The organism is Okeania sp. SIO3I5 (assembly GCF_010672085.1).
Lineage (GTDB): Bacteria > Cyanobacteriota > Cyanobacteriia > Cyanobacteriales > Microcoleaceae > Trichodesmium.
On record NZ_JAAHHT010000260.1, the window covers coordinates 1 to 12,916 of the forward strand.

Sequence of the window (12,916 nt, forward strand, 5' to 3'; positions counted from 1 at the left end):
TAAAATGACGGTTGTTTAAGTTTTTATAGATAGAGATAAAATCGGAGATACTGAGCGAGCGTTGTGATTTTTTTAGCGATCGCTCTATTTACCATACACTATATATAGCGTTTTTGCGTAAGTCCTGATTATTTAAGAATTTACGTCAGTCCTGTTGATAAGAAGGGGTAATTATTAATTGTTAAAAATGATTACAGGTAAAACAAAATTATTAGGAGTCATTGGCTATCCTGTGGAACATTCTCTGTCTCCGCTAATGCACAATGCTGCAATTCAAGCAATAAATAATCAAAAAAATCAACAAAATTTAATTGATTTTGTTTATCTACCTTTCCCAATTAAACCAGAAGATTTAAACACAGCTATTGCTGGATTTTCTGCTATTGGTGTTCAGGGTTTTAATATTACTATTCCTCACAAACAAGCAATAATACCACTATTATCAGAAGTGTCAGATATTGCTCAAGCAGTGGGAGCAGTTAATACTGTTTATCGAACAAATAAAGGATGGGCGGGGACAAATACAGATGTTACAGGATTTCTGGCGCCACTACAAACCTATAATTGGGATTCGCATCAAAAAGTTGCGGTAATTTTGGGTAATGGTGGTGCTGCTCGTGCTGTAGTAGCGGGTTGCGCTCAGTTAGGTTTTGCAGAGATTCATGTTGTTGGTAGATCAATAGAAAAATTAGCTGCTTTTGAGCAAAGTTGGGTTAATTCTCCTCTGCCAGTAAATATTAAAATACATAACTGGGATGATTTGCCAAGTTTAATTGCACAGGCAGATTTGTTAGTGAATACGACTCCTGTGGGAATGTACCCTAATATTCAGGAATCTCCAGTGGATGAGGCGATTTTTGAGAGGTTGTCTCCAGGAGCGATCGCCTATGATTTAATTTATATTCCTAACCCGACTAAGTTTCTTCAACAAGCTCAAGTGAGGGGAGCGATCGCTATTGATGGTTTAGAAATGTTGGTTCAACAAGGAGCTGCTGCTTTAGAATTATGGTTACAACAGTCTGTACCTGTGGATGTTATGCGTAATTCTTTGCGTAAACATTTAGGGTTGATATAGAATCGGATTGAATAGTAGTCATTGCGACGATAGGAAGCAATCTCGGGTTTCCATGAGATTGCTTTCCGTTCCGGAATGCTCCGCAAACGTTCCACTCCGTTCCACTAGCAATGACTAGAATAACTAATTATGGTGTTGGTAAATTAGGGTATGATTTGTATTTTTTGGTAATTACTAAACTATTCAATAACAAATATTTGAGATTGTTCAATTTTTATTTTCATATCAAATCCGGTAGTATCGGTAGAATTTAAGACTGTAGGGGTTTGGTCTCCAAACCCTCCACGCTCCTAGGAGTTTTCACCAATATTCATGGTAGAATTATATCACTTCCGTTGCCCAGCGGATTTGATATCATACCTTGATTCACCAACGCTTTAATTATTAATTATTAATTATTAATTATTAATTATTTAAGCCATTCATCAGCACGACGTAGTAAATCATCAAGGTTAAAATTCCACAGAATTACTGTCTTATCGTTACTCGCAGATGCTAAAGTTTTACCATCAGGACTAAAATCTATACTTGTAATTGCTTGGGTATGATCTTGTAAGGTATATATTTCAGTTTCATTAATAAGACTCCACAATTTGATGGTATTATCATTACTACCAGAGGCTAAAATTTGACCGTCAGGACTAAAGCTGATGCTAGTAATAGTTTTGCTGTGTCCTTTGAAAATTGCTAATTCTTCACCATTAAGATTCCAAAGTTTGATAGTACAATCTTCACTTGCTGAAGCAAGGATTTCTCCATCAGGACTAAAGCTAATTTTAGTTACTGTACTATTAGTTGAAAAAGACAATTTTTCTAATAGTTTATTGTCTGTGAAATCCCAGATTTTTATATTATTATCTGCACCAACAGTCGCTAAAGTATGACTATTGGAACTAACATCCATACTAATAATTCGATCGCTATGTCTACCTAAAGCTAACTGGTTAAAATCTTGGTCATATATTTCAAGATGATTTTCTTGAGCAAAGGCTATAATTTTACCATCAAAACTAAAATTTAAGCCAGTAATTCCAAAATCTTGTGGTGGCATAGGTAATGGTGTTTCACTCTTATTTAATGATAAAAAATCAACATTACCATCATCATTACTAAAAGCAAGAATTTTGCTATTTGGATGAAAACTAAGAGCGGTTATTTTTTTGTTATAAATTTGATGGTTTTCAAGTTCTGTTCCATCTGTTTGCCATAATTTTATATTGCCATCCTCATCAGCAGAAGCTAGAATTTTACCATCTGGACTAAATTTAACTGTTGTAATTTTGCTTTTATGATTACAAAAAGTTGGTGGTTTATTATCTCTTAAACTCCATAATTTTACTGCACCACTATCATCTGCAGAAGCTATAATTTGATTATTGGGATGGAAGTAAAGACTTGTAATTTTGTATCTATGACCTTTAAATGTATTAATTACATTGCCTTGTAAATCCCTTATGTTAACTATTCCATCTTTGCTGCTTGAGGCAAATTTCTCACCATTAGGACTAATTATCAGGCTAGTTATCGCTTCTTGATGTTCTGGAAAACTTTCCATTTCTTCTAATTTACCACCATTGCAATGCCAGAGTTTTATTACACCATCTTGATTGGCAGAAATTAAACTTTTTCCATTAGAACTAAAACTAATACTTGTTACCCAATCTTTATCGGAATGAATTTTTAGCATATCAGGATTGTTTAATTGACACAGTTTAATACCCTCTTCAGTAGCACAAACTAAAATCTGTTCCAATGAACTAAAACTTAAGTCTTCAATTACTTTTAAATCAGGGGTACTTTGCAATTCTGTACCATCTACTTGCCAAAACTTTATTGTTCCTTTGCTAGTAGAAGCTAATATTTTTTCATTAGGAGAAAAAATTACTTTATTTCCCTTATTTTGAAAAGTTTTTAGTTCAGTACCATCTAATCCCCAGAGTTTTACTGTATTGTCTTGACTTGCAGAAGCTAATATTTGACTATCGAAACTGAAACTAACGCTAGTCACTGGATTATTATGACCTTCAAGAGTAACTATTGAACTATCATCTAATCGGCAGAGTTTTACTGTACCATCATTGCTAGCTGAAGCTAAAGTTTTACCATCTGGACTAAAGATAATTTTGTTGACTTTAACTGTATGAAATTGGAAACGATTTTTCTCTGAGATGTTCTCAACTACTTGTCTAAGTTGGCAAGTTACTTTCATTTTCAGATCGGGTAAAACTTGCACATTTTGTAACTTTTTACCTGCTTGAAAAACAGCATCCAAAGAACCTAACCAATCATCAGATAATAAACGAGCTTGAGATAAGGAAATTAATGTTTCAATTTCAGCATTTTCAGCTCGTAGACGCTGCTCTTGAACTTCCTGATTCTTCTTTTTTAAACTAATATGAGTTTTGATTCGCGCTAACAATTCTCCTTTAGAAAAGGGTTTAGTAATAAAATCATTTGCCCCTACATTGTAACCTCGTACTAAGTCAGAAATTTGATTTTTTGCAGTGAGAAAAATAATAGGGAGTTCATTAGGAGATAACTTCTCTCGGATTTTTTGACAAACTTCAAAACCTGTCATTCCTGGCATCATTATATCCAGTAAGATTAAATCAGGATAACCTTTCTCTAGAATTTGTAACGCTTCTCGTCCATTGTCAGCTCGATCCACAGAATAATTATAATTGGAAAGATGATTAGCAAGCACTTCTAGATTCACAACATCGTCGTCAACAATCAGAATTTTTGCCGAATCATTTTCCCTGAACTCTCTAGATTTTTTTGCTAACGTGACATTTTGATCGTCTGCATCGACTTCAGCATTTACATCAATTGTCTGTACTACTGGAGATAAAATTGGTGAAGTGTCTATTTTTTCTGCTGGTTTCTCAGACACAGGCAAAGTAAAGGTAAAGCGGGAACCTTCTCCAAGCACTGATTCTACACCAATTTTGCCACCGTGTAACTCAACAAGTTGTTTCGTAATTGCTAAACCTAAACCTGTTCCCCTATATTCACGGGAGATAGTTCCATCTGCTTGTTCAAAAGATTCAAAAATACTGTCTAATTTATCCTCTGAAATACCAATACCTGTGTCAGAAACAGTAATAGCTAATTGTCTCTGATTTTTATTAGAAACTAATTTTGCCGATACTTCGATTTTACCCCGTTTAGTGAATTTAATAGCATTACCAATAAGGTTGAATAGAATTTGTTGCAGACGATTTTCATCAGCATATACGGGGGGTAAATTATTATCAATAGAATTAATCAGTTTCAAGGCGCTATTTTTCACTGAAGGTTGATTTAGGGTAATAACTATTTCAGTGATTTCTTTGATACCAATTGATTTCTGCTGGAGTTGAATATCCTTATTTCTAAGTTTTGAAAAATCTAGAATATCGTTAATAAGATTAGCTAGTCTAGAACCACTATAAATAATAAGAGATAAATTGCTTTTATGGGATTCTGATAGTTTATCGGTGGGAGAATCTATCATAGATTCTGCTAGGTTAATTATAGCGTTGAGAGGTGTTCGGAGTTCGTGAGAGGTATTAGATAAAAATTCATCTTTCAGTTGATTTAATCTTTCCAATTGTTTATTGACAACTTCTAATCGACTACGTTCTTCCTCTATTTGTTTTTGTCTCAACTCTTTGCTAGCTTCAATAAATTCATAACCAAGACGTTTTAATAGTCCTAAATGCCTATGTTCTTTTAAATAATTCTCCGCTTCCACTAATTGTGTTCCTCGCCATAGCCAATCATCATTAGTTTGGTCATTTTTCCAACGTTTAGCTATTCTTTCAATTTCCCGTGTTACTTCTATTACAGGTTGATAATCTTTGAGCCATTTTTGTAAAGTTATCCAACTATCCAACAAAGGTTTATATGTAATAGATAAAATTGTCTCTCCAGAGGAGAACTTACTTATGCTAATTAATCTATTTTTGGAGTCAGCCAACTTGCTTGTCACTTGCTCTAAAAGTTCCAGAGATTGCTCTGGATTTGGTAAATATTCTAAAATAGCCTGGCTGAGTTTATCATTAACTTTACTTGAGTTAGTTGTTTCTTTTTCTATCTCGACAAGTTCCCAAAAAATACGCAGAGCAACTGGTTTTTCTTTCTCTTCTAGAGAATTGTAAACTCGATCAGCCCATTGACTTAGCCCACCATTGAATTGACTTAAATGCTGGTAGATATTAATCTCAGGGTTCCATTGTAGTATTTCTCTTAAAATGGTGACTGCTTCTTCAGGTTTTCCAGATTTTCCTAATTTTATTCCTTCTTCGATCTTCTGAGGTGCTGCTAATTTTCGTGCAAAGGATTCCGGATCTTTTTCTAGAGTTTTTCCCGTTATATCAAGGTTGCTATTAGGATCTTGTTCTAAAGCTTTTTTAAAAGCAGATATAGCTGCCTCTACATTACCAGATTTGGCTAGTTCTGTACCCTCATCTATCTTTTTGGTAGGTGCTGCTAATTTTTGGGCAAAGGATTGGGGGTCTTTTTCTTGAGTTTTTCCTGTAATATCAAGGTTGATATTAGGATCTAGTTCTAAAGCTTTTTTAAAAGCAAATATAGCTGCCTCTACATTACCAGATTTTGCTAGTTTTGTACCCTCATTTATCTTGGTAGGTACTAATTCAAAGGATAATAAATATAAAAAGAGCAAGATACCGAAATAGAGCAAGATAATAATGAAATTGAAACATTTAGAATCTTGACCACCGATAGCTGCAAACACAGCGATCGCAATTTGTTGAGTGAGTTCTAGACAGCCTTCCATTTCGTTTTGAAAATTCAATTAAACTGATAGTTTACTCTGATAAAAAATAGCTCGTAATTTTATATTTAAAACTGATTAATATAGTCCTAAAAACCAGATTTCTTTACCTAAGTCCTGAAGAACATAAAATCTTGAAAACAACTCAATTAAAAAATTATTATTATTCAATTTATCCCTATCTTCAGAACCTTGATTCTGATTAAATCTATCTACCATTTCTGGTCGATAATCAATCTGTTTTCCAGAAAAACTACTAAAATTAGTAATGCTCGCCCAACTCTCAATATCTGGAGTTAGTCGAATCATTTTTTTGGCAATTTCCCCATTAATCCATAAAATTACAGGAAACTTAAAAGACTTCCACAACTCTTCTCTTACTTGATTCAGAGAAGTTAAAATTCGATCGATCTTTGTAACTGATTCAAAACCACGAACCATAATTGCTGATGGATGTTTTTGACTATTTATATCCTTAAGTTGTGGATGGATTAGAATATCTGATGACTTAAGAACAATCTCTTCTATATTCGGGCAAACTTCTTGTAATTTTTGTGCCATATTATCCCGCAACTTAGTTGAGTCACATACAGCTAATATCAAACAAAACTGTCCCTGAGACATTTCAATTGTCCATACAATATCTTCAAGCGATCGCTCATTATCAAAACCCTCAAAAGATAAATTTAATTCATTCATAACTTTAATAGGACTTACGTAATTTCTTAGACAACACGCTATTCATAGGGGGGCGAATGCCATTCGCCCCTACAGATGGTGTATATTTTCTTATCGTTATGTTGCCTAAGTCATGTTTAACTCTTCCGCACCTTCTAAAATTGGATTAACATCAAACCAAGATCCTTCAGCATCACGATACTCATAAACAAACATACTCCGAATTAAAATCTTATATCCATCATCTCCCGTAACTTTTTTAGACTGAACCACTTGACGCAATAATTCCCATTCATAAGGTTCAATTGCCAAAACCATTTGATCGCGCTTTTTTTGAATTACTTGTTTCAAAGTCTCACCAGAAAGAGGTAAATTCCTTTCCTGGCGAATACAATCAAATAGGAACCTTAACAAATTACGAATATGGCCACCACTAACCAAACACAACAGCTCTAAAGTTTTAGGACTATCAAAAAGTTCTGTGATTTTTTCCAGACGTTTATTTGACTCCAGTTCAGGAAAAGCTCTTGCTAAAACCATCTGTTGCAACAATTCAATTCCTTCCCGATAATTACTACCATCACGCAACTTTATCGACACCATCGGCAATACATTTGGATCAGTCAAAAACCTCTGAGTTAGATATCCATAATCATTAGAAAATCGCAACGATAAAGGAATAGTATAAACAAGATGACACTTTAGCTGACGTAACTGCTGTCCCCGATCTACAAAAACATATTCTGGTTGAGTTCTTCCCCAAGGCTTTTTATTATCCTCAATACGATCCAAATTATCAATAATTACCACCAATCCTTTTTTACCTTCCTGTTTCAGTTTCTCAATAGCAGGTTCTATAATTTCTTGGTTAATTGCTTCAATAGTATTGCTAATTCGAGGCTCTATATATTCCCTCAACTTCTTCCTTAGTTCAGAACTTTCTTTAGCTTTAGCAGTCATCTTACCCATACCAAAAGAAAGACTAAATCCCTTTTTATTCGCTTTAATTCCAACATCAGGAACATTAGGAATTTGAGGTTTCAGTTCAACTTCCTCCAGTTCAAACTCCTTTTTTAATACCTTAACTGCACCTTCAAATAATCTTTCAAGTCCTGTAGCATCCTCAAGTTCTAGTCGCTCAATACTTTCTATTACTCTATGAGCGATCGCCAATAAAATATCTGCAATATCCACATCATGGTATTCCAAATATTCCCCAGAGTCAAAATAAACTACATGAAATCCTTCCCTCTCTAACTCTGCTTTAAGTCTTAGCAACTCTGTAGATTTTCCACATCCAATGTGTCCAGTAAATAATTCGCAAGTCGCTTCATCCGGCGAGAGCAAAGTAATATTATCTCGTAGATTCTCAATAATCTGACCTCCTCGCACTGAAGAAAAATCAATATAATAATTGTTATCTTCTTCAGGATTATCTCTCAAAAATAAAGTTCTTCCTGGATTTGTCGCTTGTAAAAATGTTCGTAAGTCTAGTGGCATTTCTGAGTATATAAAAATTAAGATAAGAAACAGATAATGTTTATATTTTAAACACATTGCTTGAAACCAATATAGCAATTATTGAATCGGTGAGAGTTTTTTAATCCCCCCCAACCCCCCTTTGAAAGGGGGGAGCAAGAACTCAAAGTTTCCCTTTTGAAACAGAGGAGCAAGAACTCAAAGTTTCCCTTTTGAAACGGAGGAGCAAGAACTCAAAGTCCCCCCTTTGAAACGGAGGAGCAAGAACTCAAAGTCTCCCCTTTCAAACGGAGAAGTAAGAACTCAAAGTCTCCCCTTTCAAACGGAGAAGTAAGAACTCAAAGTTTCCCCTTTCAAACGGAGAAGTAAGAACTCAAAGTCTCCCCTTTCAAACGGAGAAGTAAGAACTCAAAGTCTCCCCTTTGAAACGCAGGAGCAAGAACTCAAAGTCTCCCCTTTCAAACAGAGGAGCAAGAATTCAAAGTCTCCCCTTTGAAACGGAGGAGCAATAACTCAAAGTCTCCCCTTTGAAACGGAGGAGCAATAACTCAAAGTCTCCCCTTTCAAACAGAGGAGCAAGAACTCAAAGTCCCCCCTTTGAAACGGAGGAGCAATAACTCAAAGTCCCCCCTTCCGAAGGGGGGATTTAGGGGGGATAAATATGTGTACCTCATCGATATGAAAAATGCTTTTTATGGAAAAGAACACCCATAATTTAGTTTATCTCAATCTCAAAGTAGTGGACTGACACGCCTTAAATGGTGGAATAGATGTAGGTTGGGTTGAGGAACGTTTTCGGCTAAGAGCCGACATGAAACGCTGCGCGACATGAAAAGCGGAGCTTATCCGCAGGATAAACCCAACAAAAATCTTTCTCCCCTACTCCCGTAATGTCCCTACCTACTCCCTACATATACAGGACTTACGCAGAACCGCCATATATAGTAGGGGCGAATGGCATTCGCCCTCTACAGATAGCGTATTGCCTACAAGTTTGCGTAAGTCCTGATATAAAAATTTTGCTAAGTCTTTTGATATAAGCTAAAGTTATTATGCTGAGTCTAAATCTTAATTATATGCGATCGCGATTCTTGTCTAATATTATTATCTGTGGCTTAATTACAATAACTATTTGGTTGTGGAGTAGCCCTGCTTGGGCATTAATTCAAATTAAATTATATGATCTAGACTACAAAAATTGTCCTACAGAACTAAGCAAAGGAGCAATTACCAGTGGTTCTAGCATGGCAGCTAACTGCTATATTATCAGTGGGAAAGCCCAAAATACTTCTAATAAAACCGTGTATGATGCTGATGTGTATGGCCGTATTTATGATGCTAATAACAATAACGTCATGCAAAATCGTACCAGACTTGGTTCAATTGAAGAAGTCCCCGCAGGTAAGACTACTGATTTTGAAATTAGAGTTTCTGTACCAGCAAATCTACCTACTCCTTTAAAACTTAAACAGTTTAAATCATCTGGCTTTCCTAGTAAAGTTCGGTGGGAGCAAACTATTGAAGAATTTGATGGATTTTAATGCTTAAAGGCAGATGGAGTTGTAAGGATAAATACCTTTTTACCATCTGCCTCAAATTTTTTTAACCTATTTTCATCTAAGAGATTATAGATATTAATAAGATTAATAAGGTGTCGCCAAACCACTTAGTAATCCAGTTAAAAGTTGAGCTGCAAACTGGAGAGCAAAGATAGCAATTATTGGAGAAAAGTCAATACCTCCCAAGGGTGGAATAATAGAACGAAATATGTTTAGATAAGGGTCTGTTAACTGACTCAATACAGAAAATGGTGGGTCATACCAATTAACATTAGGGAACCAACTTAACAAAATCCGAATGAACATCAAAACTAAATAGATGCTCACAAAAGTTGATAATGTCTCGGCTAATAGTCCTATGGAAGCATTCATAAATATTTTTATTTGTGAAACTACAAATTACTAATTATAGTTACTAAATCTATAGAAAAATATTCCTTGACTTAGTTTTAATTAAGTGTTACCTTAACGGGGTGAACTACAAAACCCTCTATCCCATTGCTAAAAGCGTTTGGGACTACTTTTCTTATCGGTATTTAAACTTCCATTGACATGACTCTTTGTATTTGACACACTATAAAGTTTAGCATAGCTTTGGTTGATTAAGCTTTGACTCTGAGTTATAGCCCTACACCCAAGTCCTGCATTTAAAAGTAATCTCACCAGAGAGTTGTCGGTGCGCAAATATTCCGCAAAAAAAATTTACTAATGTCCACAACCTAAATGGGTAATGCTATATCTCTAAAATCTCAAATGTCCAAATATAGCTCTATAGGTAAGAAAGAATTGGCCTTTGACAATTACTGATGATGAATCTCAGACTAGCAAATGTTTTTCCAACTCTTCCCTATTCCCTATTCCCTATTCCCTATTCCCTATTCCCTATTTACGGAGAAATTTATATTTTCTAGGATTGTTCAGAGAGCGATCGCTCAGTCTTTGGCAAATCTTGATTAACACCACCTCCACCTATTTGTTGGCGCACTTCATCAATTGCTTGATTCAACTTTGCTATCTTACCTTCTAAACTTTGACGAGCCTCTTCTATACTTTCTGATTCTTTTATTGATTTTTGTTTTTCTATATCTTGATTATCTAATAAGTTTTCTGCTACATCGGCATCGTCAGATATCCTTGTTCCAACTAAAATTCCTAACAATGCACCTACTAAGCCGCCAACTGCTGCTCCTGTAATTAAACCACTTGCAAAACCATCTTTATTACTCATTTTTAGCAAAGAGCTAATTATTTATATTAGTTTAACTAATAAAGTATAGCATGTTACTAGATTTTATGTCAAAATTTTATTTTAGGGCATTAGTAAATCGTCTTTGTGGAGCATTTCCGTTATGAAAAACTGAGTCATAGATTACTTTTAACTTTTGACTTTTGACTTAAGTTGGCCATTATAAATCTCCCCAAATCAAAAATTAAATCAATTATTATCCATAAATCATCAATTCTCTTTCCCTGTTCCCTGTTCCCTCTTTTCTGGAGAGGTTTAATAACTAAGTCCCAAAAATTCGATCACCAGCATCACCAAGGCCGGGCACAATATAACCAACATCATTCAGAATCTCATCAATAGTTGCTGTATAAAGAGCCAAGCTAGGATAAGTAGCACCTAGTTTTTGTAGAGCAGGTTTAGCAGCTATTACAGAAATAATTCTTACAGCACTGGGGTCAACTCCACGTTGAGTTAATTCAGCCATCGCCTGCATAATTGTAGCACCAGTAGCTAACATTGGGTCGCAAATCAAAACCCGAATATTAGGGTCAAATTGGGAGGGGAGCTTATTCAAATAACAATTAACTTCGAGAGTTTCTTCATTCCTGACCATTCCCAGGTGATAGATAGATGCTGAGGGTAAGACAGTTTGAGCGCCTTCTAATAATCCCAAACCAGCTCGGAGGATAGGTATTACTGCCATAGGAACTTGAGGATTAACAAAAGTCGCAGAACATTCAGCTAAAGGAGTCTGTACAGTTGTTTCTACTACAGGCAACCAATCTCGAATTGCTTCATAAGTTAACCATCTACCTAGCTCCGTTATGGCAGAGCGAAATAGAGGAGAGGGTGTATTCACGTCACGAGCTACACCTAACCAATGCTTGACCAATGGATGGGGTGGGACATAAACACGAAGTTGCAGAGCCATAGATTACAAAAGTCCAAAAAAATTTTTAGTTTATTAACTTCAAATTATCATATTGCAGGGAACAGGGAACAGGGAACAGGGAACAGGGAATAGGGGACAGTTGGAAAAACATTTCTTAGTCTAAGATTTATAATCAGTTTATGTACTAACAAATTTTTTTTTAGCCATATGTAGCATGAAAATTTAGCTCTCAAAATAAAATTGAAGGTTGAAAATTACAGGGTTAAGAGTTTCAAAATTTTTAGTTCTTTTGCGATTTTTCAAGAATCAAATAAGCTAGCTATATTTCAACAATGAATAATGAATAATTAATAATTACCTCTCCTCGAAACCGATAGGATTGACTAATTATGAAAATTTTTATTTATTATCCCCTTAAAAGGGTCGGCTTTAAAGCAAAATTTTTCGGTAATATTAAATATGTTAGCTTCGGAGTAATATAATTCCTCTGGTAAGTAATAGAAAACGACTTTTAAACCCTATAATTATTGGATTTTATTCCGATTTTAATTGTAATATTTTGGTGGTAGGGGAGCAGTCGGATTGGCGAAGTACATAATTCCCAAGGCTTTCAGTTGAGATTAACTATTAGACATCTCCAAAAATCAAAAGTAAAATCAATTATTATCCAGAAATTATCAACTATTCTTCCCTGTTCCCTATTCCCTATTCCTTGTTCCCTCTTTGAAAGTAAAATCAATTATTATCCAGAAATTATCAACTATTCTTCCCTGTTCCCTATTCCCTCTTTGAAAGTAAAATCAATTATTATCCAGAAATTATCAACTATTCTTTCCTGTTCCCTATTCCCTGTTCCCTGTTCCCTCTTTGAAAAATCAATTATTATCCAGAAATTATCAATTATTCTTCCCTGTTCCCTATTCCCTGTTCCCTGTTCCCTCTTTTCTGGAGATTAACTATTATAAAACTTGCCAAAATCTATTTGGGGTTGCTACATAACATTAAAAGATAAGTAATATTAAATCTATTGGTAGGAGATTAATATAATTTATATTCTGATAATAAGAGCATAATTTTTGGAAAATTGTTATAAATCAAACATTATCAAAATCATAACGACTAAACTAAAATCAAGAAAAGTATCAAAAGTTTTACTATGGCAGTCTCTATAACATCTACCTCATTAACTGACAAATTACCGGCAATACCTGAATATGATGCAATA

At 34.8% G+C, this 12,916-nt stretch carries 8 protein-coding genes; 2 read left to right on the forward strand and 6 right to left on the reverse strand.

The window, feature by feature from the left end:
• Positions 1-187: 187 nt before the first annotated feature.
• A complete protein-coding gene (locus tag F6K40_RS34040; RefSeq protein ID WP_293142720.1) occupies positions 188-1,075 on the forward strand; it encodes a shikimate dehydrogenase in 888 nt (295 codons plus the stop codon).
• Positions 1,076-1,484: 409 nt separating this feature from the next.
• Here F6K40_RS34040 and F6K40_RS34045 read toward each other — a convergent pair whose 3' ends face one another.
• The 3 genes from F6K40_RS34045 to F6K40_RS34055 form a co-directional block, all read right to left on the reverse strand.
• Positions 1,485-5,876, reverse strand: a complete 4,392-nt coding sequence (locus F6K40_RS34045) for a WD40 domain-containing protein (protein WP_293142723.1) — start codon at positions 5,874-5,876, stop codon at positions 1,485-1,487.
• 57 nt (positions 5,877-5,933) lie between these two features.
• On the reverse strand, positions 5,934-6,554 hold the full coding sequence (locus tag F6K40_RS34050; RefSeq protein ID WP_293142726.1) for a hypothetical protein: 621 nt from the start codon (positions 6,552-6,554) through the stop codon (positions 5,934-5,936).
• A gap of 105 nt (positions 6,555-6,659) precedes the next feature.
• Positions 6,660-8,033: a P-loop NTPase fold protein gene (locus tag F6K40_RS34055; protein WP_293142729.1), complete on the reverse strand. Its 1,374-nt coding sequence runs from the start codon at positions 8,031-8,033 to the stop codon at positions 6,660-6,662.
• A gap of 1,055 nt (positions 8,034-9,088) precedes the next feature.
• Here F6K40_RS34055 and F6K40_RS34060 point away from each other — a divergent pair.
• Positions 9,089-9,553: an FxLYD domain-containing protein gene (locus F6K40_RS34060; protein ID WP_293142739.1), complete on the forward strand. Its 465-nt coding sequence runs from the start codon at positions 9,089-9,091 to the stop codon at positions 9,551-9,553.
• 102 nt (positions 9,554-9,655) lie between these two features.
• On the opposite strand, the gene F6K40_RS34065 is transcribed toward F6K40_RS34060, so the two are convergent.
• The 3 genes from F6K40_RS34065 to upp form a co-directional block, all read right to left on the reverse strand.
• Positions 9,656-9,943: a YggT family protein gene (locus F6K40_RS34065; RefSeq protein ID WP_293142732.1), complete on the reverse strand. Its 288-nt coding sequence runs from the start codon at positions 9,941-9,943 to the stop codon at positions 9,656-9,658.
• Between the two features lie 535 nt (positions 9,944-10,478).
• A complete protein-coding gene (locus F6K40_RS34070; protein ID WP_293142734.1) occupies positions 10,479-10,799 on the reverse strand; it encodes a ssl2009 family thylakoid membrane protein in 321 nt (106 codons plus the stop codon).
• A 280-nt stretch (positions 10,800-11,079) separates the two neighbouring features.
• A complete protein-coding gene (gene upp / locus F6K40_RS34075; protein WP_293142736.1) occupies positions 11,080-11,730 on the reverse strand; it encodes a uracil phosphoribosyltransferase in 651 nt (216 codons plus the stop codon).
• Positions 11,731-12,916 lie beyond the last annotated feature (1,186 nt).

Coding starts and splice junctions, on each gene's coding strand:
- F6K40_RS34060 (WP_293142739.1), top strand. CDS start 9,089: ATGCGATCGCGATTCTTGTCTAATATTATTATCTGTGGCTTAATTACA.
- F6K40_RS34065 (WP_293142732.1), bottom strand. CDS start 9,943: ATGAATGCTTCCATAGGACTATTAGCCGAGACATTATCAACTTTTGTG.
- upp (WP_293142736.1), bottom strand. CDS start 11,730: ATGGCTCTGCAACTTCGTGTTTATGTCCCACCCCATCCATTGGTCAAG.
- F6K40_RS34050 (WP_293142726.1), bottom strand. CDS start 6,554: ATGAATGAATTAAATTTATCTTTTGAGGGTTTTGATAATGAGCGATCG.
- F6K40_RS34055 (WP_293142729.1), bottom strand. CDS start 8,033: ATGCCACTAGACTTACGAACATTTTTACAAGCGACAAATCCAGGAAGA.
- F6K40_RS34070 (WP_293142734.1), bottom strand. CDS start 10,799: ATGAGTAATAAAGATGGTTTTGCAAGTGGTTTAATTACAGGAGCAGCA.
- F6K40_RS34040 (WP_293142720.1), top strand. CDS start 188: ATGATTACAGGTAAAACAAAATTATTAGGAGTCATTGGCTATCCTGTG.